The sequence below is a fragment of the Hydrogenophaga sp. ZJX-1 genome (assembly GCF_048590325.1).
GTDB lineage: Bacteria > Pseudomonadota > Gammaproteobacteria > Burkholderiales > Burkholderiaceae_C > Hydrogenophaga.
In genome coordinates this window covers 418,836-443,164 of record NZ_JBMBRA010000003.1, presented here as the reverse complement: position 1 = coordinate 443,164, position 24,329 = coordinate 418,836, and the positions used below count along the sequence as shown (strand labels likewise).

Genomic DNA, 24,329 nt, shown 5'->3' with positions numbered 1-24,329 from the left:
CCATGCAAGGACTTCGCCCCCTCGTGGAATACGCCGTGTTCGGCATCCTGCTGCTGCTCAGCGTGGCGGTCGTGGCCATCGCGCTGGAGCGTCAGCGCTTTTTCAGCCGGATCGATGCGCGTGGCTACACCAGCCGCGCCCGGCTGGAGAGCGACCTCACGCGGCGCCTGAACGTCATCGGGACCGTGGCCTCGAACGCGCCCTACCTCGGGCTGCTGGGCACGGTGCTGGGCATCATGCTCACCTTCCAGACCCTGGGGGCCACGGGCGAGATGGACGTGAAGTCCATCATGACCGGGCTGGCGCTGGCGCTCAAGGCCACGGCCGCTGGCATCGTGGTCGCGATCCCCTGCGTGGCGCTGAACAACGCCTTGCGCCGCCGCGTGCGAGAGCGCCTGACGGACTTCGACGAGGCCCACGGGGGCTGACGGCGCCATGGACGACATCGACGAAATCAACGTCGTTCCGCTCGTGGACGTGATGCTGGTGCTGCTCACCATCGTGCTCACCACGGCCACCTTCGTGGTGAACGGGCGCATCCCCGTGGACCTGGCGGTGGCGAGGTCCGCGGCGGCTTCCCCCACCGCGCCGCTGGTGTTGACGTTCACGCAACACCAGACCCTGTACCTGAACGACCAGCCGGTGAGCGACCTGGCGGCGGCGCTCGACCCGCAGCCGCGCAGCACGCCGGTGGTGGTGCGGGCCGACGGGCGCCTGGCGTTGAGCAGCTTTGTGGACCTGGTGGACCGGGTCAAGTCGCTGGGCTTCAAGCAGGTGAGCCTGGAGGTCCGGCGCTCATGAACCCCACCGCTTCGCATCGGTTGCATTGGCACGACTGGGGCTGCTCCGTCGTGTTGCATGGCGCCCTGGTGGCGGCCCTCGTCTTGGGGCTGGCCCACAGCCCGGCGCCGATCCCGCCGTCCACCCGGCTGGACATGGCCATCCAGTGGGAGGCGGAGCGTGCGCCCGAGCCGACCGTCAAGCCGCCACCGCCGGCCCTCGCACCGCCCGAGGTCCAACCACGGCCCCGCGCTCGTGTCCAGCGGGTGCCCCAACCGCCGGCGCCACCGGTCACGCCCGCCATCCAGCCCTACCCCGATGCCGTGGCGGCCGCAGACACCGTGGTCCCGGCCGCGCCTGCGGCGACGGTGCCCACCGAGGCCCCTCGCGCCGCCACACCGGCGGTGGTGGCGCCAGCACCGCCCAGTGCCAACCAGTTGGCGGCGCAGCAGGCGCGCTGGGAAGGCCTGCTGGAAGCCGCACTGCTCCAACACAAGCAATACCCCATGGTGGCGCGGCGCATGGGCCAGGAGGGCCTGGTGACGGTGGAGGCGCATTTTTCCGCACAGGGCGAGTTGCTGGATTGCTTCGTGGTCAGCGGCTCGGGCTTCAAGGCGTTGGACGAGGCCGCGCTGCAACTGGTGCGCCAGGCCGCGGATCTGGTCCGCGCCACGCACCAGCCCGGTCGCGTGGCGCAACTGCGCATTCCCATTGCTTACGAATTCAAGGAATCCTGAGATGACACGTCTCTTCTTGTGCGCCCTGCTGGCGCTGGTGGGGTCCTGGGCGCAGGCCGCGGACAAGGTGGCCATCCTCTCCACAAAGTTCGTGCTGGAGCGCAAGTTCAAGCTCATGGAGGCGGTGGCCAGAGAGCAGGGCATCGAGCTCGCGTGGACGCAGGTGGACGCCGAGGGCGAGGCCGGCGCGCGGCGTGTGCTCGACGGCGCGCGCATCGTGCTGATCGACGCGCCGCGCAGCGACGATCAGGCGCAGATCGAGCGCGTGGCCGGCCAGCGGCTGCGCGAGCTGAGCCTGCCCACCGCCAGCATCCACGTCATGAGTCCGCCGGTGCGTCTGCGCGCCATCCACATGGACAAGGAACAGGCGCAGCGCGTGTTCGACTACTACGTGGGCGGCACGCGGATCAACCACCAGCGGCTGTTCCAGTACCTGCAGGCCATCCTCCAGGGCGGCGACCTGGACGCCATCGCGCCGCCGCTGGCGCTGCCCAATGGCGGCATCTACCACCCCGGCCACGACGGTCTGGTGTTCGAGCAACTGCCGCAGTACCTGGCGTGGTGGGCGGCCAGGGCGGGTCGCCCCTGGCAGGGCCTGCCGGTGATCGGCATCGAGATGTCGTCCAGCTACATCTCCGACGGCCAGCAGCGCATGCTGGACGAGACCGTGCAGGCCATCGAGCAGGCCGGTGCCCTGCCATTGATGTTCTACCGCAGCTCGCGCGTGGCCCGCGCAGGGCGTGAGGCGGCGGCCACGGGCCAGCCCGAAGCCACCGGCCGTCCGCCGCGCGGCGGTGGCGGCGGGCGCCCGGTGGCGGCTGGCGCCAGCGGGGCGCCCGCGGCGGCCGAGCAGGGCGCTGGCTTTCCCAATCCCAGGGAGATCGCGGCCGTGACCGTGAACGAGCCGCTCATCACCCACGAGGGCAGGGTCCTGCCGCAGGTGCTGCTGGTCAACACCTTCCTGGGTGTGGACCCCGAGGCGCGCAAGGCCTGGCACAAGGCCATGGGGGTGCCGGTCATCAACGTGCTCTCTTACCGCAGCGGCACGCGTGCCGAGTACCGCCAGGACACGGTGGGCGTGAACAGCTTCTACCTGCCGTTCACGCTGACGAACGCCGAGTACATCGGCCTGCAGGACCCGGTGGTGCTGACCGCCAACGAAGGCGGTGAACTGGTGCCCATGCCCGAGCAGATGCACATGCTGGTGGGCAAGGCCGTGAACCTGGCGCGCCTGCAGACCACGGCCAATGCCGACAAGCGGGTGGCGCTGTTTTTCTGGAACCACCCGCCGGGGGAAAAAAACCAGGGCGCCTCCAACCTGAACGTGCCGCGCTCCATCGAGCACCTGGTGGCGCAGCTCAAGGCCGAGGGTTATGCCTTCGACAGCACGAGCGAGAAGGACATCATTGCCGCCGTGGGCCAGATGCTGCGCCCGGGCTACCGCCCCGGCACGCTGCCGGAACTCATGAAGACGGCGCTCTGGGACTTCCTGCCGCTGGCCGACTACCAGCGCTGGTTTGCCACGCTGCCGCCCGAGGTGCGCCAGACCGTGAACCAGTTCTGGGGCCCGGCGGACCAGAGCGTCTGGATCGCCCGAAAGAATGGCGTGACCGGCTTTGTCATCCCGCGCATGAAGCTGGGCCAGCTCGTGGTGCTGCCGCAGCCCATGCGCAGCGAGAGCGCCGCCGGGCCGCACGACGAGAAGAAACTGTTTCACGACACCAAGGTGCCGCTGAACCACTTCTACATGGCCACCTACCTGTGGGCGCGCGAGCAGTTCAAGGCCAGCGCCATCGTGCACTTCGGCACCCACGGCACGCAGGAGTGGACGCCCGGCAAGGAGCGCGGGCTGTGGGCGTTTGACGACCCGAACATCCTGGTGGGCAACACGCCCATCGTGTACCCGTACATCGTGGACAACATCGCCGAGGCCATCCACGTCAAGCGACGGGGGCGCGGCGTGATCGTGAGCCACCAGACGCCCGCGTTCGCGCCGGCCGGTCTGTCCGACGACTTCGTGAAGATCAACGACCTGATCCGCGAGTACCAGTCGCTGGACAGCGGGCTGGTGAAGGACAACAACCGCCAGCTCATCATCGAACAGGCGGTGAAGATGAACATGCACAAGGACATGGCCTGGCAGGTGGCCGACCTGGAGCGGAATTTCGACAAGTTCCTGCGCGACATCGAGGACTATCTGGAAGACCTGGGTTCGGCCATGCAGCCACTGGGGCTGCACACCCTGGGCCAGGACGCCGAGCGTGCCCACCTCATCAGCAACGTGATGCAGATGCTGGGCCAGCCCTTGTACGAACAGACCGGCGTGAAGAACGCGAAGGCCGCATTCAAGGGCGACTACCAGGCGCTGCAGCAGACCCGGCCCTACCGCTTCGTGGAGGACTACGTGTTCTCCGACCGGCCGGTGGACGAGCTCACCGACACGCGGCTGCGCGCGCTGGCGTTGCGCGGGCGCCAGTTCCGGGTGGATCTGCGGGCGGCCTGGGAGATCGAGGGGGTGAGCCAGGGGTTGTCGGCGCGCTGGATCGACACGTCCTACGGGGGCGACCCGATCCGCAACCCGGACGCGCTGCACACCGGGCGCAACCTGTACGGCTTCGACCCCGGACGCGTGCCCACGCGTGCCGCCTACGAGGCGGGGCGCCAGGCGGTGCAGCAGCTCATCACCAGCTACCAGGCCACACACGGCAAGTTCCCGGAGAAGCTGGCCTTCTCCATGTGGAGCACCGAGACCATGCGCCATCTGGGCATGCTGGAAGCGCAGATTCTCTACGCCATGGGCGTCAAACCCCAGTGGGACGAAGGCGGGCGCGTGGTGGGTATGGAGGTGATTGCTCAGGCGGAACTCGGGCGCCCCCGCATCGACGCGGTGATCTCGCTCACCGGCCTGTACCGCGACCAGTTCCCGAATGTGATGGAGCGCTTCAACGAAGCCGTGGTCATGCTGGCGGCCTTGAAGGAGGACGGTCAGCAGAACTTCATCAAGGCCAACACCGAGCGCATCCAGGCCACGCTGCTGGCCCAGGGGGTGAAGCCCGAGGACGCCCGCGAGTTCGCGCTGACGCGCATCTTCGGCAATGAAAGCGGCGACTACAGCACCAAGCTTACCGACGCCTCGCTGGCGTCCGACACCTGGGACGAGGGCGATGGCAAGCTGGAACGGCTCTACCTGTCGCGCATGTCCTGGGCCTACGGCCCCAACACCGCGCACTGGAGCCGCAAGCTCACCGACGCCAAGGGCCAGGAGATCAACGCCTACGCCGAACACCTGCGCGGCACCAACGCGGCCGTGTTCTCGCGCTCCAGCAACCTGCGTGGCCTGCTGGACACCGACCATCCGTTCGAGTACCTGGGCGGCATCTCCAAGGCGGTGAAATTTCTGGACGGCCAGAACCCGCAGCTCTACATATCCAACATGCGCGACCCCAACAAGGCCAGGCTGGAGACGGCGGAGCGGTTCATGGCCACCGAGTTGCGTTCGGTCTACCAGCACCCGAACTGGATGAAGGAGATGCAGAAAGAGGGCTACGCGGGCACGCTGCAGATGCTCAACACGGTGAACAACTTCTGGGGCTGGCAGGTGATGGACCGCAACGTGGTGCGCGACGACCAGTGGCAGGCATTTCACGAGGCCTACGTCAAGGACCGCTACCAGCTGGGCATGCGCGAGTGGTTCGAAAAGTCCAACCCCACGGCGCTGGCCCAGGTGGCCGAACGCATGCTGGAGGCCATCCGCAAGGACTACTGGAAGGCCGACGAACAGACCCAGCGCGAGCTGGTGCAGGTCTACCAGGACGTGGCGGCCCGGCACGACGTGTTCACCGCCAACGACACGTTCAAAGCCTACGTGAAGGCGCTGGCGCAGGGCTTTGGGCTGGCCAGCCAGGCGGCGGCCTCGCGCGCATCGAGCCCATCCGCCGTGCCCAGGCCCGCTGCCGCCCGGCCACCCGATGTGCCCCAGAAGCCCACGCTGGCGCCCGAGCCACCCACCGTGCGCGGGCAGGAACTGCGCGAAGTGCGGCACGACACCCCGGCGCAGCGGCTCATCTGGATCTATGGCTGGATGGCCGCGGCCATCGTGCTCGCCGGGATGCTGTTCCAGGCCTGGCGCGCGCACCGCAGCGCCCGATTGACGTCCCCTGTTTCACTGAAAGCCCAACCATGAATGCCATTGAGAGTTTCCTGTACGAGATTTCGAAGTTCTTCCTGACGCCCGTGCTGGTGCTGTTGTGTCTGATGTTCGTGTATGCGCTGTTCAGCCTGGGGCAGGTGAGCATCGACCTGCTGGCGCGCACGCGCCGGCCCCACGGGCTGCGGCCACTGCACCGCTACTGGCAGTGCCACGCCCACTTGGGTGAGGATGGGCTGGAACTGCATGTGTTGAAACAACTGGAGGTGCAGCGCATCGTCAGCCGCGTGGCCCCCATGCTGGGGCTGGTGGCCACCATGATTCCCATGGGGCCGGCGCTGGTGGCGGTGGCCGCGGGCAACACGAAGGGCATGGCCGAGAACCTGGTGGTGGCCTTTGCCGCGGTGATCGTGGCGCTGCTGGCGGCGGCCATCACCTTCGTGGTGCAAACCGTGCGCAGGCGCTGGCTGATGGAAGAACTCAACGCCTTGCTGCTGGCCCTGCCCGCCAGCGGTGCCACCGTTGCGGGGGACGTGGCCCATGTCTGATGCCCGACGCATGAAGCTCGACATTCTGGGCGACTCGGACGAGGACGACCCCATCCTGTCGGTGGTCAACATCATCGACGTGTTTCTGGTGGTAATCGCCGTGCTGCTGATGGCCGTGGTGGAGAACCCGCTGAATCCGTTCGCTACCCAGGACGTGTTGGTCATCAAGAACGCCGGCAAGCCCAATATGGAAATGCTGGTCAAGCAGGGCAACGAGCTCAAGCAATACCAGTCGTCCGGGCAGATCGGTGAAGGCCAGGGCATGAAGGCGGGGGTGGCGTACCGCATGAAGGACGGCAGCATGGTGTACGTGCCGGAAACCACGCCGCCGGCCGACATTGCCGTGGGGCCCGGTTCGCGTTGATGGGCGGGCGGGCCGCGCCCGGCGTGCTGGTCTGCCATGCGCCGGCGATCACCCCCGCTCCATCGCCGAGTTCACGATGGCATCGAACTCGGCCTGGCTCAGGTACTGCGGCGTGTAGCTGCTACCTTGATTCAGCAAGGTCTGGTAATACGCCCGCAGGTGGTTGCGGGAACCCTGCAACAACGATTCGTAGACCCGCCGGATGTCCTGGTTGTCCACGCTGGCCAGGTGGGTGTTGATGTCCACCATGTCCAGTTCTTCAATGCGGACACCGACCTTCAAGGCATCGATCAGCGAGACCGAGCCCTCGGCCACCAACTGGTTGTGCAGCGCTTGCAGGTCCGGGTTCTGGAACACGCCCGCCGCGTTGCCTGCGGCCGGGTCGGGCAGGCTGTAGCGCTGCAACAGCTGGCGCACCGCTTCGGTGTGGGTGGCTTCGCTGGCGGTGATGTTGCTGAACACCGGCACGCTGCGGCCCCACAGCGCGTCCATCCGGGTGTACACGTCACCCGCCAGCTTCTCTTCTTCGCGCATGTAGAGCAGGGAGTCGATCTCCGCCTGGCTCAGCGCTTCGATGGGCAGTGTGGCGAGCGTGGCATTGACCGAGGTGGTGGTGCCGCGTTTGTCCAGGTCATCGTCGGTTCCACCTCCGCACGCGACAAGCGCCAGGGAGGCCAGGAAGATGGCGGAAAAGCGGGTGATCGTGGGGTGGTTCATGGTGTCTTTCCATAGAAGAAGGTGGGGATGGATGTCTTGTGGCGGAGCGATCCGGGTGATCGCGGACACGTCACCGGCCGCGCCCCGCGCCGCTGTTGCCGCGACCACCCGAGCCACCCGAGCCACCCGAGCCGCCTGAGCCGCCTGAGCCACTGCCCGAACCGCTACCCGAACCACCGCGCGAAGCCCCCGCGCCCTGTGAAGCGCCGCTGGTTGCGTGGTTTGTCGCGCCGTTCTGCGATCCCGCGGCGCGCAGGCGTTGTTCGTAGCCCGCCCCGTAGGGCAAGACGATGCCCGGCACGACTTCGTCGCTGTCGAACAACGCAGGCACCGGGGTTTCATGCGGCCGAACCGGCGGGCGTTCAGGTTCCGCGGCCAGGACGGACGGCGCCTGCAGGCACAGCAGCGCGCAGATCCCCAGACCGGATGTCCATCGGGAGAGCGTCATGGTCGGTGGTGGATGAGGTGGCTCAGCGCTTGTTCATCCGGCCTTGGCCCTGGCCCATGCCACCCGCGGCGCCAGGCCCTGCTCCATACCCTGCGCCTGCGCCTGCGCCTGCGCCTGCGCCGCTGGCGCCGGGGCCTTGACCTTGCCCTTGCCCTTGACCTTGACCCAGTCCCAAGCCCTGACCTTGTGCTGGCGGGGTTTCCGGCAAGGTGATGCCCTGGGCCGCAGCGCGTTCGCGGATCAGCGCATGTTCTTCAGCCCGGATGCGTGCGCGTTCTTCCTCGGTGGTGGCGTTGCGCATGCGGATGCGCATCTGTGCCTGTTCCTGCTCGGTCATGAACTGGCGGCCAGGGCCTTGTCCGGCACCTGGGCCTGGACCCTGACCCAGTCCCAAGCCCTGACCTTGTGCTGGCGGGGTTTCCGGCAAGGTGATGCCCTGGGCCGCAGCGCGTTCGCGGATCAGCGCATGTTCCTCGGCCCGGATGCGTGCGCGCTCTTCGTCGGTGGTGGCGTTGCGCATGCGGGTGCGCATCTGTGCCTGTTCCTGCTCGGTCATGAGCTGGCGGCCAGCGACGGGCACCGGGTCGGCGGCCATGGCGGAGCCGGCGGTCAGCGTGAGGGCGGCCAGCAGGGCGGTGAGGAGCTTGGAGGCGGGGGTCATGGTGTTCCTTTGCTGCCAGGTTGGGGGGTGTGGGACCGGGACGCTGCAACCTGGACAGCGGCTGGGCCGACGACGCTCGGCATCGAATGCCGGAGCCGATGGCTGAATCCTGAGCCCGCTCTGTCGCCAGCACATGCCGGTTCGGGCCCGGCGTGTGACGTGTGGTGCCGGTGTGTGTCAGCCGGTGTCAGTGGCGGCATCGAGGGCCTTGGCGCGCGGTGACCGGCCTACACTCCAGCGCATGAATGCGCCTACTCCTTCTGCGCTGCGCGTGCTCGTGGTGGACGACGACCCCGATCTGTGCAGCCTTTTGTCGGACTACCTGTCGGCCAACGGCTTTGTGGTGCGGACCGTGGGCGATGGCGCGGCGATGCGCGAAGCCCTGGCCAGCGAGTTGCCCGATGCCATCGTCATGGACCTGATGCTGCCGGGTGAAGACGGCCTGTCGCTCACCCGAAGCATCAAGGCGCAGTGGGACATGCCGGTGCTCATGCTTTCGGCGCGCGGCGAAGAGATGGACCGCGTGATCGGCCTCGAGGTGGGTGCCGACGACTACCTGCCCAAGCCGTTTGGACCCCGCGAGTTGCTGGCGCGCCTGCGGGCGGTGCTGCGGCGCGCGCACGCTCCGTCCCCGGTGGTGGCCGAGCGTCCGCTCGCCGCGCAGACGGGCGTGCCCGCCGGGGCGCAGCGGCCGGCCTTTGGCCCCTACCAGCTCGACACGGCGGGCCACCGCCTGCTGCGCGACGGCCACGAGGTGGCCTTGACCAGCGCGGAATACGCGCTGCTCGCCGCCTTTGTCAGCCACCCCGGCCGCGTGCTGTCGCGCGATGTGCTGGTGGACATGCTCAAGGGCTACGACCGCGATCCCTTCGACCGCAGCGTGGACAGCCGCGTGACCCGTCTGCGCCGCAAGATCGAAGCCGACCCGGCGGCGCCGCAGTTCATCCGCACGGTGCGTGGCGAAGGTTATCTGTTCAACCCGCAGGGAGATCTGGCGTGAAACGGTCCGTGGGTCTGGTGCGTCAGAACACGGTGTTGCTGGCCATGGCCTTCATCGGCGTCGAACTGCTGGTGGTGCTGGCGTTCGTCTGGCTGGTGATGCTGCCCATGGCGCGCCGCTCGGCCGACGACCTGGCGGGCTTGATGGTGCTGTCGGCCCAGACCTGGGCCGAGCTGCCCCCGGCGACGCGCCCGGCGTTTGAAACCGAACTGCGTTTGCGGCAGTCGCTGCTGATCCGGTCCGAGGTGGACGGCGCCAGCGTGGACGAATGGCACCCGCCATTTTTCTACCTGCTGGAGGCGGCCCTGGCCGGTCGCGTCGGGCTGGACCGGCACCTGATCCGCGCCACCGACGACACCGGTCTCGACTGGTACTGGGCGCGTGTGCCCGCGGGTGGCGGCACGCTGGCGGTGGGCCTGTCCAGCGCGCGCATCAACAGCCGGCCACTGGCCGTGTTGCTCATCGGTCTGGCCGCCGGGCTGGCGGTGGCGGTGGGTCTGGCGCTGCTGCTGGCGCGCCGGGTGGTGGCGCCGCTCGCGCGGCTGGAACAGGCCAGCGCCCAGCTGGGGCAGGGCGTGGCGCCCGACCTGTTGCCCGAGACCGGCCCGCGCGAGATCGTGGCGCTGAGCCGGCGCTTCAACACCATGGCGGTGCAGGTGCGCGATCTGCTGTCGGCCCGCACCACGCTGCTGGCCGGCGTGTCGCACGACCTGCGCACACCGCTGGCGCGCATGCGGCTGGCGCTGGAGATGCTCAGGACGCAGCCCAGCACCACGCTGCTGGACCGGCTGGAGCGCGACATGGAGCTGATGAACCAGCTGATCGGCAATGTGCTGGACCTGGCGCGCGGGCTGGAACACGAGCCCGCCACACCGGTGGACATGGCGGCCTTGCTGCACGAGCTGGCCGCCGAACACGCGACCGCGGCCAGCCCGGTGCAGGTGCGTTGTGAGCCCTGTGTGCGCCCGGTGCCTGCCATCGCACTGCGCCGTGCGCTGGGCAACCTGCTGCAGAACGCCTTGCGCTACGCACCCTCGGGCACGGTGGAACTGGTGTGCGAGCAGGACGGAGCCCATTGCCGCGTCGGCGTGCTCGACCGTGGGCCCGGCATTCCGGCCGATCAGGTGGAAGCCATGTTCCAGCCGTTCCAGCGCCTGGAGCCCTCGCGCAGTCCCAAGACCGGTGGCAGCGGGCTGGGGCTGGCCATCGTGCGCGAACTGGCACAGGCGAACGGTTGGCGTGTGTCGCTCGGCGCGCGGGCCGGCGGTGGCATGGAAGCCTGGGTGGTTCTTTAGGACCTGTTCACAGCGGGGCGTCGACGGTGGGCTTCCGGGCGCCCGGCGCGGGCGGCGAAGTCGCCGAGGCACCGCGCGCGAACGTGACCACGTGGTCCACTTCGGCGCGGATGCCGATCCACTCGCCCACGGCGTGGTTGTGGTGCGAGGGCACGTGGGTCATCAGCGTCTCGCCGCTGGCCAGGCGCAGCGTGTAGAGGAACTCGGAGCCGCGAAAAGCCTTGCGGATGATCTGCGCCTTGGCGGGCGCCAGATCGTCGTGCACGATGTCGTCCGCGCGCAGCAACACGTCGCACAGGCCCGACTCGTAGGCACTGGGCAGCGGGCACTCTTCCACGTCGTGCAGCGCGCCCAGCGGGGTCTGCACCGAAACCTCGTTGCCCACCAGCCGGATCTGCGCCGGCGCGAACACGCCGTGTCCGATGAACTCGGCGACGAAACGCGTGGCCGGCCGGTGGTAGAGCGCGTAGGCGTCGTCCCACTGGTGCAGATGACCCTGGTGCATGACACCGATCACATCGCCGATGGCAAAGGCTTCCAGCTGGTCGTGGGTGACGAAGAGCGCCGTCGCGCCCGCTGCCTTGAGGATGGCCCGCACCTCGTGCGCCAGGCGCTCGCGCAGGTCCACGTCAAGGTTGGAAAACGGTTCGTCGAGCAGCAGCAGGCGCGGGCGCGGTGCCAGCGCACGCGCCAGGGCCACGCGCTGCTGCTGGCCGCCCGAGAGTTCGTGCGGGTAGCGTGCCTGCATGCCGTCCAGGCCCACGAGCTTGAGCACCTCGGTCACGCGTTTATCCCGTTCGTTGCGGGAGAGCTTGGCGATGCCGAAGCCGACGTTGCGCGCGATGTCCAGGTGGGGGAAGAGCGCGTAGTCCTGGAACACCATGCCGATGCGCCGCTGTTCGGCCGGCATGTGGTGTTGCCCGTCGCTGACGGTTTCGCCCTGCAGGGTGATGCTGCCGCTGCTGGCCCGCTCCAGCCCGGCCACGGCGCGCAGCAGCGTGGTCTTGCCACAGCCCGAAGGGCCGATCAGCACACCGATGTCGCCCGCACGAAGGCCGAACGACACGCTGTCCACCGCGGCCGGCTGTTGACCGGCGTAGCGCACGCTGAGCTGGGATACGTTGAGGAACATGGCTGATCCTGGCGGTGGGCTGTTCGGGGCCGCAGCCTCAAACGGCCGGCGGACGAGTTCAAATTGTAGATGACTACAATTCTCATTTGTGTTGATGCGGGTCAAGGGGCCTGTCAGGCGGGGACGGCAGCGACCATGCCATCATGGACACAGCCTTTTCGCTGATCTTTCGTTCCCAACTTTTTTCAAACCGCCCATGCCGCGTTGGATGGCCTTTGCCTTCTTGCTCCTGCTGGCCCTGCTGCTGACGCTGCCGGTGCTGTCGCTGGGGGCTTCGTGGCTGCAGTTCGATGCGGCGGCGCGCGACGTGCTGCACCAGATGGCGCAGACGGTGCTGCCGGATTACGCGCTCACCACCGTGGTGCTGTGCCTCTGCGTGGCCCTGGGCGTGGCGCTGGTGGGCATGGGCACGGCCAGCGCGGTGACGCTGTTCGACTTTCCAGGCCGGCGCGTGTTCGAGTGGGCGCTGCTGCTGCCCCTGGCCATGCCGGCCTACGTGGTGGCCTACGCCTACACCGATTTCCTGCAGTTCAGCGGGCCGTTGCAGGTGGGTCTGCGCGAGACCTTCGGTCTGCGGGGGCGGGTGTTCCCGGAGATCCGCAACACGCCGGGTGCGGTCTGGGTCTTCACGTTTTCGCTCTATCCCTATGTGTACCTGCTGGCGCGCACCGCGCTCTCGGAGCGCGCCTCGCAGCTGATGGAGGCGGCGCGCCTGCTGGGCGCGCCGCTGTCGCGCCGCATCCGCGAGGTGGCGCTGCCGCTGGCGCGCCCGGCCGTGGCCGCGGGCGTGGCGCTGGCGCTCATGGAGACGCTGGCGGATTTCGGCGTCGCCAGCTATTTCGGCATCCAGACCTTCACCGCCGGCATCTACAAGGCCTGGCTGTCCATGGACATGCCGCTGGCGGCCGCGCAACTGGCGACCATGCTGCTGGCCATCGTGGCGCTGCTGCTCTGGCTGGAGCACCGGGCCCAGCGGCGCATGCGGTTTTCGTCCCAGCGCGGTCAGCGCGCGGGCAGTGCCGAGGCGCAGCCGGTGCGGCTGACGGGTGGGCGGTCCTTGCTGGCGGTGCTGGTGTGTGGCCTGCCGGTCTTGTTCGGGTTTGTGTTGCCGGTGCTGTTCATGCTGCGCCCATTGATTGGCGGCTGGGAAGACCTGCCCTGGGCCATGTTCGTGCAGTGGTCACGCAACAGCGTGTGGCTCGCGGGCCTGAGCGCTCTGCTGGCCACCGCGCTGGCGCTGGTGCTGGCGTTTGCGCTGCGCACCCGGCCCAGCGCGGTGACGCGCGGGGTGGTGCAGCTCGCCAGCCTGGGCTACGCGGTGCCGGGCGCGGTGATCGTGGTGGGTCTGCTGCTGCCGGTGGGCTGGGTGCAGGCGGTGCGGCCCGAGTCGAGCGTGGGCTACTGGATCACGGCCACGGCGCTGGGCATCGTCTGGGCGTACATGGTGCGTTTCACCGCGGTGGCGTTGCAGTCGGTGCAGAGCGGCTACGCGCGCGTGCCCGTCAGCCTGGACGATTCGGCCCGCATGCTCGGCACCACCGGCGCCGGTCTGGCCGCCCGGGTGCACTGGCCGTTGCTCAAGCGCAGCACCGCCGCCGCCGCGCTGCTGGTGTTCGTCGATGTCATGAAAGAGCTGCCCGCCACCCTGGTGCTGCGACCCTTCAACAGCGACACCCTGGCGGTGGTGACCTACCAGCTGGCGCGCGACGAGCGCCTGGGCGAGGCGGCGCTGCCCGCGCTCACCCTGGTGCTGGTCGGGCTGGTGCCGGTGATCATGCTCAGCCGCACCCTGCGCCAGCGCTGAGGGCCCGCTGTCAGGTCTTCCGGCCTACGACATCGGCTTTGGTCCCCCGTTGATCCCCCAGGGCGTGCCGAAGCGGTCGGTCACCATGCCGAAGGCCTCGGCCCAGAAGGTTTCGCCCAGCGGCATCTGCACGCTGCCGCCCTCGGCGAGTGCCGCGAAGATGCGCCGCGCTTCGTCGGCGCTCGGGTAGGTCAGCGCCAGCATCGCACCCTTGATGCCCTCGAACGGCACGCCCGGCGGCGTATCGCCGGCCATGAGGGCGAAGTCGGGGTGCACCAGGTAGGCGTGCATGATGCGGTTGGCGTGTTCGGGCGGCACCGGGTCGCCATCGGGCATCTGCGCGTAGGTGATGAGGGCTTCGACCTTGGCGTCGAGCACGCGCGCATAAAAGGCCATGGCCTCGGCGCAGTTGCCGTTGTAGGACAGGTAGGCGCACAGTTGCGTCATGTTGATCTCCTGATCAGGGGTGGAGGAACCCCGGGCCGGGGTCCGGGGGCGTTCAAGGTCACGACGGACGGGCCACCCCTGTTTCGACACGCTCCGCCACCCGGCCGACCAACGGTTCGCGGCAGCGGCGTCGCCGGACTCAGCCTCTCAGCGGATCTCTTCGATCGAAAAGCGCTTGTCGGTCACCTGCGGCGTGATCAGGCCGTAGCCCTGGTTCTGCCAGTGCACGAGTTCGGTCATGGCCGACGGCGTGACCTCGATGAACGGCTGCATGTCGGCCAGCGTGTAGCCGAAGTCCTTCAGCGCCAGGCCGCAGACCTTGAACTTCACGCCCTGCCCGGCGTAGTAGCGCATGCGCTGCACCACCTCTTCGTATTTCGCCTCGTTCTTCTTCGCCACCGTCACCAGTTCGGTGCCGTGCAGCAGCACGATCACGCTCATGTCGTCGTTGAAGAAGCTGTAGGGTGCCTCGGTCAGCGGGTTCACGAAGGAGCGCAGCCAGTACAGCGCCGCGCCCATCTTGGCCGGGTTGTCGAGGTAGAAGTCGAACAGCACTTTCGGGTTCTTGTAGGGCGTCTGCACGAAGGTCGCCTGGGCCTGCGCGGGCCACGGGGCCAGCAGCGGCACGGCGCTCAGGCAGGCGGCCAGCACGGCGCGGGGCCAGAGGCGGGTGTTGGGGTGGGTGTGCATGGGGGTCTCCTGGAAGGTGGAACACACAGGTTTGCGCTACAGCCAGTATTCGGCGAGCCGCGCCGCCCATTCCTGCAGCCGCAGCAGGATCGAGCGGCGCTCCCACTGTTTCAGATCGATGGCGTTGGATTCGGCCAGGTCGCGGGCAAACATGGCCTCCAGCTGCGCTGCGAAATCGCGGCCCAGCACCGCGGCATTGATCTCGTCGTTGTGCAGGAAGCTGCGCCAGTCCAGGTTGGTGGAGCCGACGGTGGACCACACGCCATCGATGGTGGCGGTCTTGGCGTGCATCACGGCGCCCCGCCGTTCGTGGATGCGCACGCCGGCGCGCAGCAGCGCGCCATAGTGCGAGCGACCGGCGTGAAACGTCGCCCACGAGTCGGTGTGGCTGGGCAGGATCAGTTTCACATCGACACCGCGCTGCGCCGCAGCGGTCAGCGCCGCCATCAGCTGCGGATCGGGCACGAAGTACGCAATCGTGAGGTGGCTGCGCTGCTCGGCGTGCTGGATCGCCGACAGCAAGGTGAGGTAGATCAGGCTGCGGGGATCGCCGGCGGCGCTGCCGATCGCGCGCACGATGTTGTCGCCCTTCGGTTCCAGCCGCGGGAAGGGTTGGCCGGTGGCCAGCGCCGGCCCCTTCTGTTTCTGCCAGGTGTCGAGGAACAGTTTCTGGAACTCCGCCACCACCGGCCCTTCGATCTGCAGATGGGTATCGCGCCAGCCCGCATCGCCGGTGGCTTTGGGCCCGCTCAGGTGGATGGACGAACCGCTGGAATAGGCCTCGCTGATGTTGATGCCGCCGATGAAGGCAATGCGGCCATCGACCACCAGCAGCTTGCGGTGGTCGCGGTTGTTCAGCCGCCAGGCCTTCTGGTTGCTGGCCAGCGGATTCACGGGGTTGAATTCCAGTACCTGGATGCCGCCCGCGCGCAGGCGATCAAAAAACGCACGGGGTGTGTTCAGGCTGCCCACGCTGTCGTAGATCAGGCGCACCGGGACGCCGGCCGCCTGCTTGGCCAGCAGCAGCTCGGCGAACTGCTGGCCCACCTCGTCGTCGGCAATGATGTAGGTTTCCAGGTGGATGTGGTCCCGGGCCTCGCGCATGACGGCAAACATGGCCGCGTAGGTGGCGGGGCCGTCCTGCAGCAGCGTGAGCTTGTTGCCCAGCACCAGCGGGCTGTCGGCGTTGATCGCCTGTTCCACGGCCAGGTGTTTGTCGAGGATGTCGCTGTCGCCTGCGCTGCGTTCCAACGACTGCACGATGGCCGCGCTCTTGCCGGCCGACACCTCGCCGCGGGCGTTCTCGAACGCCACCGCGGTCACAGGCTGATTGGTCGGCTCCAGGGCCTCGGGCGACAGGCTGGTGCAACCGGTGGTGGTGAGCGCACAGGTCACAGCCAGCGCGCTCAGCGCTGCGGCCTGCCAGCGGAGCCAGGTCCGGGTCGGAGTGCGGGGGAGGCGGGACATGCGCACGATTCTCGCGTGCCTGCTGCTCGGGCGTGCGACTTTGTTGCGTGCGGTCCGGGGTGGTACCACCAACAGGAATCGAACCTGTATCTAGCGCTTAGGAGGCGCTCGTTCTATCCATTGAACTATGGCGGCGGGGAACGGCGCATTGTAAAGGTGGACTGCGGCCCGGGGCCTCTGGCTCACGGCGCGTCGGCGGGGGCCTCGCGGCTGCGCAGGCTGCTGTGGGTGGGTACGTGGTCGCCCAGGAAGTCGAGGAAACAGCGCACGGCGGGCGTGAGGCCGCGGCGCGAGGGGAACACCGCGTGCACCAGTCCGCGCGGTGTCTGCCAGTCGGGCAGCAGCCGGACCAGCCGGCCCTGGCGCAGATCGTCTTCGCACATGTAGCTGGGCAGCCAGCACATGCCGGTGCCGGCGAGCGCGGCCACGTGCAGCGTGAGCAGGTCGTCGGCCACGTAGCGCGGGGTGTGCTGCAGGGTGGTCTGGCGCCCGTCCGGGCCGGTGAGCGGGATGCTGGCGCGGCCGTCGGTGGTGGACATGGCCATGCTGTCGAGCCGGCTCAGCTCGTCCAGTGTGGTCGGTGTGCCCTGGCGGGCCAGCAGGGCGGGGCTGGCCACCAGCACCGGCGCGTCGTCGCCCAGGCGCTTGACCACCAGGCTGCCGCTGTCGTCGAGCGTGGTGCGCACGCGCAGCGCCACGTCCAAGCCTTCTTCCACCAGATCGACCACGCGGTTGCTCACCAGCATTTCCACGCGCACCAGCGGGTAGCGCGCCAGGAATGCCGGCATCAGCTCGGCCAGCACGGTCTGCGCCAGCGTGACCGGGCAGGCCACGCGGAGGGTGCCGCGTGGTTCGGTCTGTACCTGGGCCACGGTGTCGGCCGCCGCCTGGGCCGATTCGCGCAACGCCTGGCAGTGGCGCAGGTAGGCCTCGCCCACCTCGGTGAGCGAGAGCTTGCGCGTGGTGCGCTGCAGCAGGCGCACGCCCAGCTGCGCCTCCAGCGCGGCCACGCGGCGCGACAGCCGCGACTTGGGCAGGCCCAGCGCCCGGCCGGCCGCGGCGAAGCCGCCACGTTCCACCACTTCGGCGAACAAGAGCATGTCGTTCAGGTCTTGCATGGCGCATCTCTCCCGGGTAATTGTCCTGATTATGGAACGATCAATATCAAATCTGGTGACTTATCAGTAAATCGCTACGAAATCACAATCAATTCACCGCCACGCCACGTGGCCCACCCCTTTCAGGAGATCACCATGCAACTGCTGCACATCGATTCCGCCATCACCGGCGAACAGTCCGTTTCCCGCCAGCTCACCGCCCGCACCGTGGCCGCCTGGGTGGCCAGCCACCCCGGCACGCAGGTGCAGCACCTCGACCTGGCCGCCGACGTGGTGCCCCACCTGGGCGCCGACGCCCTGGGTTTCCGCACCGGCCAGGCCGCCGAAACCGCGATCCAGCGGGAGGAAAACGCGCTGTCCGAAGTGCTGGTGAGCCAGTTTCTTGCCGCCGACGTGGTCGTGGTCGGCGCGCCGCTCTACAACTTCTCGGTGCCAAGCCAGCTCAAGGCCTGGATCGACCGCGTGGCCCAGATCGGCCGCACCTTCAAGTACACCGACAAGGGCCCGGTGGGCCTGGCCGGCGGCAAGACGGTGATCGTGGCGATCACGCGCGGCGGCGTCTATTCGACCAGCGAAGGTGGCCGCGCCATGGAGCACCAGGAGAGCTACCTGCAGACCGTGTTCGGCTTCCTCGGCATCACCGACGTGCGCTTTGTGCGTGCCGAGGGCGTGGCCATGGGCCCGGACGCCAAGGCCCAGGCCCTGGCCACCGCCGAAGGCGAGATCAGCCGCCACACCGCAGCAGCGGCGAACCAGGCAGTGGTGGCTGAAGCAGCCTGAGCAAACACGGCTCCGGAGCGCAGTGTCTGAACCCAGAACACGGCGGAACCGGCTTTGCCGGGCCGCTCGTGTTGCCCCCTGGGGGGTCGCGCGCAGCGCGGCGGGGGGTCAATCAAATCTTTTGGTGAAGATCAGGTCGACCGCGTTCTCGGTGCCGGCGCGCGCGCGCAAGGTCAGGCGCTTGGAGAGGTCGTACAGGATGGACACGGTGCTCATCGCGCCGGTCACGCTCTGCTCGTAGCTCAGGTAGAGGTCGTTGGAGAGGCGCTTGCCCAGCGTGAGGGCGGCGTCGGTGGTGGTGGTGCCGTCGGCGTTGGTGCGGGTGCCGGTGCTGGAGAACCCGATGTCGTCCAGCCCGAGCGACTGGGCCAGCGCGCCTTCCAGCGGTTCGCCGCCGCGCGAGAGCAGCCGGCGCGCAGCCTGCTGCAACACGAACGCCTGCGCGCCGGCTGAGGATGCCGGGCGGCCGAGCACCAGCCAGGCCAGCTTGTCGCCATCGGGCAGGTCGGGATCGGCGAACAGGCCCACGCGCGGCGCCTGGGCGTTGCCGGTGATCAGCACGCCCACGCGCTGCTCGGTGTTTTCAGGCAGCTTGCGCGTGGCACGGATGTCCAGCGCCGGGTCGTCGTAAGGCCCGGTGAAGCGCATCACGCCGGTTTCGATGTTGAGCTGCTGGCCGTAGGCGCGGTAGGTACCGCTGGCGGTGCGCACCTCGCCGATCACGCGCGGTGTGGGCAAGGCCGGCGTGGCCAGCACGGTGAGCTGGCCTTCGAGCCGGGTCTGGATGCCCTGGCCGCGCACCTCGAACTGCGGACCCAGGTCCAGGCGGATGGACACGTCGGGCAACACGCGCTGCCCGTCGCCGGCCTCGGTGGGCAGGGTGCGGGTGGTGCGCACGACCACGTCGGCGTCGAGGCTGGGGGCCGTTTCGTCGGGCAGGATGAACAGCGCCGAATCGGCCTTGAGCTGTCCGCGCAACTGCAGCTCGCGGCCGGCGAGTTTCGCGCTCACTTCGCCCGAGAGCGTGAGGCGGCGGTCGGCCCGGTTGGACACGCGCAGGCGCTGCGCCTGCACCTGCAGATCGATGAAGGGCTGGCGCAGCAGGCTGCCGGGGACGGCGCGCCATTCGGCCTGGCCGCTGGCTTCCAGGGTGCCGCCGACGGCGGCGCCACCCGGGCCTTGCAGGCTGAAGCGGTCCACGCTGATGCGGTCGCCGACGAGGGTGGCGCGCAGTTGTCCGTTGCTGAAGGCGAAGCCGTCCACCAGCGAGCGCAGCGCCAGCTCGTCCCCCTGCAGGTTGCCGCGCCATTCGGGCGCGCCGCGCGTGCCGCCCAGCGTGGCGTCGGCCGTGAGCGTGCCGTTCATGCGCCAGCCCGGCGGCGCCAGCATGGACCACACGCCCACCTGCGGCAGCCGCACCTGCGCCGTGCCGCGGATCGGCGTGCTGGTGGGCCACCAGCGTTCGAGCGCGCTGGCGTTGGCCGGCGCGCTGCCCGGGTTGAGCCGGGAGGACGCGTCGGCGCTGGCCTGGCCCAGGCGTTCGGTGTCCCAGCGCAGCAGCGCCTGCAGCTCGCGGTCTTTCACGCTCAGGCTGATGCGCGCGTCTTTCACGCCGGCCGTCACCGGGCTGCCGGGGGGGGCACCGGGCGTGGCCGACGCGGCGCTGCCGTTGCCCTGCCAGCGCAGGTCGCCCGCACGGCGCTGGAGCGAGGCCGACAGCGTCAATGGCGAGGCCGTGTCGGCGGGCACGCGCAGGTCCCATTCGCCATCGAACACCAGATCGCCGCTCAGGTTGTTCGCCGCGATCAGCCCGCGGCCCGGCGGCTGGCCCAGCGCCGTCAGCGCATCGATCCAGGGCAATGAGAGGCCTTGCAGGCGCCCCTGGGTCTCCAGCGCCTGCGCACGCCAGACCAGGTGCTGCCAGCCGAGGGTGACGGGCGTGTTCAGGGCCGGTGCCGCGCCGGGCTGGGGCCGCAGCTGCAGCTCGCCCGTGCCGGCGTCCACGGCCAGGCCGGTGGCCGCCGTGTTTTGCCAGCGCAGCTGGAGCGGCTGGGCGTTTTGCAGCGTCCAGCCGGTGGGGGCGGTGGTGTCGCCCGGCTGGTTTTCCGCCAGGCTCAGCGACAGACGGCTCAGGTCCAGCCGGCCAGCGCCGGGTGTCAGAGTGCTGTTGCCGGCGGCGGCCAGTGTGGCCTGCCAGGGTGGGGCGCTGGCGCTGCCCTGGGCGCTGAGTTGCAGGGCGTTCATCGGACCCTCGGCCCGGAGCGACACGCCGCTGAACACGGTGGCGGTGGCCTGGCCGGTCTGCAGGCTCAGGCGCGGCACGGTCACCGAGGCTTGCAGCCGGGGCGCTGCAGCGCCACCTTCCGGGCGGGTCTCACCCGGCGGCACCGGCCAGCCCAGCGCGCCCAGCCCCCCCACCCAGCCCAGCCGTGCACTGCCGCTGCCCTCGGCGCGCAGCGCGTCCTGGCCGTCCAGCGCCGCGCGCACGGAGTCGCCCACAAAAGGCAGGTTCTGCAGGCTGCGCACCCAGGCCAGCACGCGGGCGGCGCTGTCCAGCTGCAGGCGGGTTTCGCCCTGTCCCTGCGCGTAGGCGGCCTGGCCCTGGGCGTCAAGCCGGGCACCGGGCACCTGCAGGCTCAGCTGGCCGTCGTAGGCCCAGCGCGTGGTGTCGAGTTGTCCGCTGGCATCCAGCTGGGCGTCGGCCATGCGCACGCGCGCCTCAGCGAGTTCGAGCACCCCCCGGGCCGGCAAGGCGGCGTCCGGTCGCCATTGCCCTTTGACGCGCACCTCGCTCAGGCGCAGGCCGGCCGGCTGGCGGGCCGAAGGCACGACGCGGGCACTCAGGTCCAGCGCGTTGGGTGCCTTGGCGTCGGGAGCGGCCTGGGCGCTGAACTGGCCGTCCAGCGCACCCGGGGCCAGCGGGCTCCAGAGCAGGGCGGGGCGGATGCCCTGGGCCTGGAGTTCGCCCTGCCACTGGCTCACGGTGGTGGTGGCGCCCGAGGTGTCGAGGTTGAAACCGCCCTGGCCCTTCAGTTCACCAGCGCCCAGGCGCGCTTCCAGGCCGGAGACGGTCCAGCGCTGGCCGAGCTGCTGGATGTCGGCCTTCAGGCTTTGCAGCGGCAGGCCTTTCCGATCGGCGGGGCCGATGAGCGTGTTGTCGAGCGCGAGCTGCGCGCGCCAGCCGTCGCCCTCGGGCCGGGCCTGCAGCCGGCCGCTCAGGGCCGTGGCGGGCGCGGAGGGCCAGAGCGCGGCGAGGTTCAGGGCCTGGGTGTTCAGGTCGGCGCTCACCAGCGGCTGGGCGGCCCAGGGCATGACACGGGCGGTGAGTGCGAGCGTGGTTTCTGGGCCGGCGGCGCCGGGCGCGTCCTGGGCACTGGCGCTGAGGTCCAGCGCGGCTTGTGCGCCGCCGAGCGTGCCGCGTGCCCGGGCTTCGGCGGCCAGGCTCAGGCCGGCACCGTCGGGCACGGTGGTGCGGATGTCGCCCTGCAGGTCCAGCGCCAGCGGCATCGGGGCTTCGCCGCCCAGGCTGAGTTGTGCGCGGTAGTGGCCGTCAGCGAGCTGCAGCGCGTCCAGGCGCAGGCGGTGGGCGGTGCTCAGGCCCGGGGTGTCGGGCAGCGCGGGCGCGTCGCCCGTGTCGCTCAGCGCGCCGTAACGGTAGTGCCCGCGGATGCCGTCGAGCTGGAGCGTTGTCTTGCCCGTGAGTTCGAAGTGGTCCACGCTGAACGCCAGGCTCAGCGGCAAGGGCAGCGTGAGCGCCTGCATCGGTTCGCTGGGCGTGGGCGGGCGCTCGTCGTTCACCCTCAGCGTGCGGATGGTCAGCGCCTTCGGGTGCGCACCGCGGCCTAGCAGCGCGCCGGTCCACAGCGACTCGTTCCAGTCCAGCTGCACACCTTCGGCCTGCACGCTGAGCGCGCCCCGCTTCCAGCGCAGCGCGGCGATGCGGCCGCCGCCGCGCAGGCTGCCTTCGACGCCTTCGGTGTGCAACTGGCCCAGGGTGTCGGTGCGCCCCTGCATCCAGCGGTCGGCCCAGCCCAGCGCCTGCGCCAGCGAGCCCGGTGTGGCGGCCCAGAGCCAGAGAGCCACGACCCCGGCCAGCAACAGCGCGAGCAACGTGCCGGGCAGCCAGAGGGCCAGGCGCCGCCCCAGCGGGCGCGGGCGTCGCGCGGACGCCGCGGCTTCGGGCGCAGGGGAAGGGCTGTCGTGTTCGGTCATGCGGATCAGAAGCTGAAGCCGACGTTGAGGTGGACGCGGAACCGTTTGGCGTCCACGCCGTAGGCCAGGTCCAGCTGCAGCGGCCCCACCGGGCTGTTGTAGCGCAGGCCCGCACCCACGCCCACCCGGGTGTCCACTTGTGTGGTCTGGTTGGTCACCACGCCCGCGTCCACGAACAGCACGCTTTCCCAGGGTGTGCGCACGCTGTTGCGCCAGATCGGGCGCTGCCACTCGAAGCTGGCCACGCCCAGGTAGCGCCCGGCGGTGACGCTGCCGTCGGGCTGCACCACGCCGATGTCGCGCAGGCCGTAGCCGCGCACCGTGGTGTCGCCGCCGGTGAGAAAGAGCAGGGTGTCGGGGATGGGGGCGTCGGCGTCGGCCAGCACCGCGCCGCCCTGCAGGCGCAAGGCGAGGCGGCCGTTGCGGCTGCTGGACGCGGGTTTGTCCGGCGCCTGGCCGAGCGTGAGCAGGTCGTCCAGCACCTCGGTCACGGGGTCCAGCGGCCAGTAGCCGAGCCAGCGCGCCTGGGTGCTGACGAAGGGCTGGCGCACGCCGCCCAGCGTCATGCCGACACCGAGCGTGAGCCCCAGGCCGTAGCCCCGGTTGGGGTAGGGCAGGGTGTCGAAGCGGCGCCAGGTCCAGCCGTAGTTGGCCGAGATGGCGGCGTCGTTGCCGTCGGACGAGGCCAGTCTTGAGACGGTGTTGACGGTGCGCGCGCGGTCGAACTGCAGAAAATAGCGGCGGTCCAGCAGGGCGCTGGCCTGCGCCTTGCCCGCGCTCAGCCGCAGGCTGGAGACGGTGGTGTCGTCGTCGATCTGGCGCGCCAGGCGCCCGCCGGCGAGCCAGTGCCAGCCGTCGTCTTCGATCGGCGCGCTCCAGTCGGACGAGAGCTGCTGGTCGTTGCGTTCGAGCTGCAGCTTGCTCAGCGCCTGCCAGCCGATGACGGGCAGGCGCAGGTGTTTGTGTTCGGCCGAGAGGCGCGGGCCATTGTTGGTGCTTCCGCCCACGCCGAGCACGACACTTTGCAGCTGCGCTTCTTTCACCTGCACCACCACCGGCGCCCCGGTGGCCGGGTCGTCGCCGGGCTCCAGATCGACGTAGGCGAAGACCGAGGTGTAGTAGCCGCTGTCGGCGATTTTCTGCTGGGCGTCCTGCAGCCGGGTGAGGCTGTAGTCGGCGCCGGGCCGCAGGCCGGCCAGGCGCACCAGGCGCTCCACGGTGGCCGTGCCGTAGCGCTCGGCGCCTTCCACCCGCACGGTGCCGATCTGTACCGGCAGGCCGGAGTCGAGCTCGATGTGCCAGTGGGCGGCGTTCGCCGTGGTGTCGATGTCGCTCAGGCTGTTGACGATGCGGCCCCGCGGGTAGCGCTCGTTGGTGAGCAGGCGCAGGGTGTCGGACTTCACGCGGCCCCAGCCGGCTTGCGTGAAATCCTGGCCCACCGCCTGCTGGCCGCTGCGCTGGATGGTTTCGCGCTGGGCCGCCGCGGCTTCGGCGTTCGCGATGTCGCCCCGGAAATAGACGTTGGAAGAAGCCACCGAGGTGATCGGACCCGGCTCGATGCGGATGCGCACCGTGCCCAGCGCGGGCGCCGCTGCGCCGTCCGGGGTGGCGGGCTCGCGGCCGACGCTGATCTGCGGTGAAAAGTGGCCCTGCGTGCCCAGCAGGTCGCGCAGGTTGTCGGGGGCCGCGATCAGCAGCCGGTCGAGTTCGCTGCCGTCGAGGTCCTGCAGGTTGCGGTAACGCTGGAGATCGAGGTGGCGCAGCAGGAAGGGCTGAATCGTTGCGGGCGCTTCGAGCTGGATGTCGAAGCGCGCCGGGCCTGTTGCGGCACCGTCGGGCTCAAGCTGCGGAGCGGCGGCCGTGCCGGCGGCGTCGGGTCCGGACGCGGCGGTTGTCTGCGCCGCGGCCCCGAGCGGCAGCAACAAAAGCAGACAAAAAAGCCGTGTGGAAGCCACACGGCGCAGAAGGGGGAGGTTCATGCG

At 69.6% G+C, this 24,329-nt stretch carries 20 protein-coding genes and 1 tRNA gene; 10 read left to right on the top strand and 11 right to left on the bottom strand.

What is annotated here, in order from left to right; genetic code table 11:
* Positions 1-2: 2 nt before the first annotated feature.
* From exbB to ACN5W5_RS10915, 6 genes are read left to right on the top strand one after another with little or no spacing between them, the layout of a single operon-like run.
* Positions 3-428, top strand: coding sequence for a TonB-system energizer ExbB (exbB, locus tag ACN5W5_RS10940; RefSeq protein ID WP_226464997.1), 426 nt, complete (start codon positions 3-5; stop codon positions 426-428).
* A gap of 7 nt (positions 429-435) precedes the next feature.
* Entirely contained in the window at positions 436-801 is a 366-nt protein-coding gene (locus ACN5W5_RS10935) for an ExbD/TolR family protein (RefSeq protein ID WP_420048549.1), read from the top strand.
* Positions 798-1,517 carry an energy transducer TonB gene (locus ACN5W5_RS10930; RefSeq protein WP_420048548.1) on the top strand — a complete coding sequence of 240 codons (720 nt, stop codon included), beginning with the start codon at positions 798-800 and terminating at the stop codon, positions 1,515-1,517. Before ACN5W5_RS10935 ends, ACN5W5_RS10930 begins: the two co-directional genes overlap by 4 nt.
* Position 1,518: 1 nt before the next feature.
* On the top strand, positions 1,519-5,700 hold the full coding sequence (gene cobN / locus ACN5W5_RS10925; protein ID WP_420048547.1) for a cobaltochelatase subunit CobN: 4,182 nt from the start codon (positions 1,519-1,521) through the stop codon (positions 5,698-5,700).
* Positions 5,697-6,212 carry a MotA/TolQ/ExbB proton channel family protein gene (locus ACN5W5_RS10920; RefSeq protein ID WP_420048546.1) on the top strand — a complete coding sequence of 172 codons (516 nt, stop codon included), beginning with the start codon at positions 5,697-5,699 and terminating at the stop codon, positions 6,210-6,212. The genes cobN and ACN5W5_RS10920 overlap by 4 nt, the downstream gene beginning before the upstream one ends.
* Positions 6,205-6,576, top strand: a complete 372-nt coding sequence (locus ACN5W5_RS10915; RefSeq protein WP_420048545.1) for a DUF2149 domain-containing protein — start codon at positions 6,205-6,207, stop codon at positions 6,574-6,576. Before ACN5W5_RS10920 ends, ACN5W5_RS10915 begins: the two co-directional genes overlap by 8 nt.
* A 48-nt stretch (positions 6,577-6,624) precedes the next feature.
* On the opposite strand, the gene ACN5W5_RS10910 is transcribed toward ACN5W5_RS10915, so the two are convergent.
* The 3 genes from ACN5W5_RS10910 to ACN5W5_RS10900 form a co-directional block, all read right to left on the bottom strand.
* Entirely contained in the window at positions 6,625-7,293 is a 669-nt protein-coding gene (locus ACN5W5_RS10910) for a DUF2202 domain-containing protein (protein WP_420048544.1), read from the bottom strand.
* Between the two features lie 70 nt (positions 7,294-7,363).
* Positions 7,364-7,741 (bottom strand): hypothetical protein, encoded by a 378-nt coding sequence (locus ACN5W5_RS10905; protein WP_420048543.1) that lies wholly within the window; start codon positions 7,739-7,741, stop codon positions 7,364-7,366.
* A 22-nt stretch (positions 7,742-7,763) separates the two neighbouring features.
* Positions 7,764-8,402, bottom strand: a complete 639-nt coding sequence (locus ACN5W5_RS10900; protein ID WP_420048542.1) for a hypothetical protein — start codon at positions 8,400-8,402, stop codon at positions 7,764-7,766.
* Between the two features lie 241 nt (positions 8,403-8,643).
* On the opposite strand from ACN5W5_RS10900, the gene ACN5W5_RS10895 reads away from it, so the two are divergent.
* Both ACN5W5_RS10895 and ACN5W5_RS10890 read left to right on the top strand, forming a co-directional pair.
* Positions 8,644-9,402, top strand: a complete 759-nt coding sequence (locus ACN5W5_RS10895; RefSeq protein WP_420048541.1) for a response regulator — start codon at positions 8,644-8,646, stop codon at positions 9,400-9,402.
* Positions 9,399-10,697 carry an ATP-binding protein gene (locus tag ACN5W5_RS10890; RefSeq protein WP_420048540.1) on the top strand — a complete coding sequence of 433 codons (1,299 nt, stop codon included), beginning with the start codon at positions 9,399-9,401 and terminating at the stop codon, positions 10,695-10,697. Before ACN5W5_RS10895 ends, ACN5W5_RS10890 begins: the two co-directional genes overlap by 4 nt.
* Positions 10,698-10,704: 7 nt before the next feature.
* Here ACN5W5_RS10890 and ACN5W5_RS10885 read toward each other — a convergent pair whose 3' ends face one another.
* Positions 10,705-11,829, bottom strand: a complete 1,125-nt coding sequence (locus tag ACN5W5_RS10885) for an ABC transporter ATP-binding protein (RefSeq protein ID WP_420048539.1) — start codon at positions 11,827-11,829, stop codon at positions 10,705-10,707.
* Between the two features lie 196 nt (positions 11,830-12,025).
* Here ACN5W5_RS10885 and ACN5W5_RS10880 point away from each other — a divergent pair, with 196 nt between their 5' ends.
* On the top strand, positions 12,026-13,633 hold the full coding sequence (locus ACN5W5_RS10880; RefSeq protein ID WP_420048538.1) for an ABC transporter permease: 1,608 nt from the start codon (positions 12,026-12,028) through the stop codon (positions 13,631-13,633).
* Between the two features lie 24 nt (positions 13,634-13,657).
* Here the strand turns inward: ACN5W5_RS10880 and ACN5W5_RS10875 are convergent, their stop codons facing one another.
* The 5 genes from ACN5W5_RS10875 to ACN5W5_RS10855 all read right to left on the bottom strand — a co-directional run bounded on the left by ACN5W5_RS10875 (position 13,658) and on the right by ACN5W5_RS10855 (position 17,355).
* Positions 13,658-14,080, bottom strand: a complete 423-nt coding sequence (locus ACN5W5_RS10875) for a VOC family protein (RefSeq protein WP_420048537.1) — start codon at positions 14,078-14,080, stop codon at positions 13,658-13,660.
* A gap of 147 nt (positions 14,081-14,227) precedes the next feature.
* Positions 14,228-14,770, bottom strand: coding sequence for a DsrE family protein (locus tag ACN5W5_RS10870; protein WP_420048536.1), 543 nt, complete (start codon positions 14,768-14,770; stop codon positions 14,228-14,230).
* 36 nt (positions 14,771-14,806) lie between these two features.
* Complete coding sequence (gene cls, locus ACN5W5_RS10865) at positions 14,807-16,237, bottom strand: cardiolipin synthase (RefSeq protein WP_420048535.1); 1,431 nt, start codon at positions 16,235-16,237, stop codon at positions 14,807-14,809.
* Between the two features lie 60 nt (positions 16,238-16,297).
* A tRNA-Arg gene (locus ACN5W5_RS10860) sits at positions 16,298-16,372 on the bottom strand.
* Between the two features lie 47 nt (positions 16,373-16,419).
* Complete coding sequence (locus tag ACN5W5_RS10855; protein WP_420048534.1) at positions 16,420-17,355, bottom strand: LysR substrate-binding domain-containing protein; 936 nt, start codon at positions 17,353-17,355, stop codon at positions 16,420-16,422.
* 135 nt (positions 17,356-17,490) lie between these two features.
* Between ACN5W5_RS10855 and ACN5W5_RS10850 the strand changes: the two genes are divergently transcribed.
* Complete coding sequence (locus tag ACN5W5_RS10850; protein ID WP_420048533.1) at positions 17,491-18,135, top strand: FMN-dependent NADH-azoreductase; 645 nt, start codon at positions 17,491-17,493, stop codon at positions 18,133-18,135.
* A 108-nt stretch (positions 18,136-18,243) separates the two neighbouring features.
* Here ACN5W5_RS10850 and ACN5W5_RS10845 read toward each other — a convergent pair whose 3' ends face one another.
* Together ACN5W5_RS10845 and ACN5W5_RS10840 are read right to left on the bottom strand one after the other, a co-directional pair.
* Positions 18,244-22,347, bottom strand: a complete 4,104-nt coding sequence (locus ACN5W5_RS10845) for a translocation/assembly module TamB domain-containing protein (RefSeq protein ID WP_420048532.1) — start codon at positions 22,345-22,347, stop codon at positions 18,244-18,246.
* Positions 22,348-22,352: 5 nt separating this feature from the next.
* Entirely contained in the window at positions 22,353-24,326 is a 1,974-nt protein-coding gene (locus ACN5W5_RS10840) for an autotransporter assembly complex protein TamA (RefSeq protein ID WP_420048531.1), read from the bottom strand.
* Between the last annotated feature and the right edge of the window lie 3 nt (positions 24,327-24,329).

Bases quoted from the DNA above. Each gene is read 5' to 3' on its own strand.
- ACN5W5_RS10895 (WP_420048541.1), top strand. From the start codon at position 8,644: ATGAATGCGCCTACTCCTTCTGCGCTGCGCGTGCTCGTGGTGGACGAC.
- ACN5W5_RS10920 (WP_420048546.1), top strand. From the start codon at position 5,697: ATGAATGCCATTGAGAGTTTCCTGTACGAGATTTCGAAGTTCTTCCTG.
- ACN5W5_RS10930 (WP_420048548.1), top strand. From the start codon at position 798: ATGAACCCCACCGCTTCGCATCGGTTGCATTGGCACGACTGGGGCTGC.
- cls (WP_420048535.1), bottom strand. From the start codon at position 16,237: ATGTCCCGCCTCCCCCGCACTCCGACCCGGACCTGGCTCCGCTGGCAG.
- ACN5W5_RS10905 (WP_420048543.1), bottom strand. From the start codon at position 7,741: ATGACGCTCTCCCGATGGACATCCGGTCTGGGGATCTGCGCGCTGCTG.
- ACN5W5_RS10850 (WP_420048533.1), top strand. From the start codon at position 17,491: ATGCAACTGCTGCACATCGATTCCGCCATCACCGGCGAACAGTCCGTT.
- ACN5W5_RS10885 (WP_420048539.1), bottom strand. From the start codon at position 11,829: ATGTTCCTCAACGTATCCCAGCTCAGCGTGCGCTACGCCGGTCAACAG.
- ACN5W5_RS10910 (WP_420048544.1), bottom strand. From the start codon at position 7,293: ATGAACCACCCCACGATCACCCGCTTTTCCGCCATCTTCCTGGCCTCC.
- ACN5W5_RS10845 (WP_420048532.1), bottom strand. From the start codon at position 22,347: ATGACCGAACACGACAGCCCTTCCCCTGCGCCCGAAGCCGCGGCGTCC.
- ACN5W5_RS10855 (WP_420048534.1), bottom strand. From the start codon at position 17,355: ATGCAAGACCTGAACGACATGCTCTTGTTCGCCGAAGTGGTGGAACGT.
- ACN5W5_RS10840 (WP_420048531.1), bottom strand. From the start codon at position 24,326: ATGAACCTCCCCCTTCTGCGCCGTGTGGCTTCCACACGGCTTTTTTGT.
- cobN (WP_420048547.1), top strand. From the start codon at position 1,519: ATGACACGTCTCTTCTTGTGCGCCCTGCTGGCGCTGGTGGGGTCCTGG.
- ACN5W5_RS10935 (WP_420048549.1), top strand. From the start codon at position 436: ATGGACGACATCGACGAAATCAACGTCGTTCCGCTCGTGGACGTGATG.
- exbB (WP_226464997.1), top strand. From the start codon at position 3: ATGCAAGGACTTCGCCCCCTCGTGGAATACGCCGTGTTCGGCATCCTG.
- ACN5W5_RS10875 (WP_420048537.1), bottom strand. From the start codon at position 14,080: ATGACGCAACTGTGCGCCTACCTGTCCTACAACGGCAACTGCGCCGAG.
- ACN5W5_RS10880 (WP_420048538.1), top strand. From the start codon at position 12,026: ATGCCGCGTTGGATGGCCTTTGCCTTCTTGCTCCTGCTGGCCCTGCTG.
- ACN5W5_RS10900 (WP_420048542.1), bottom strand. From the start codon at position 8,402: ATGACCCCCGCCTCCAAGCTCCTCACCGCCCTGCTGGCCGCCCTCACG.
- ACN5W5_RS10870 (WP_420048536.1), bottom strand. From the start codon at position 14,770: ATGCACACCCACCCCAACACCCGCCTCTGGCCCCGCGCCGTGCTGGCC.
- ACN5W5_RS10915 (WP_420048545.1), top strand. From the start codon at position 6,205: ATGTCTGATGCCCGACGCATGAAGCTCGACATTCTGGGCGACTCGGAC.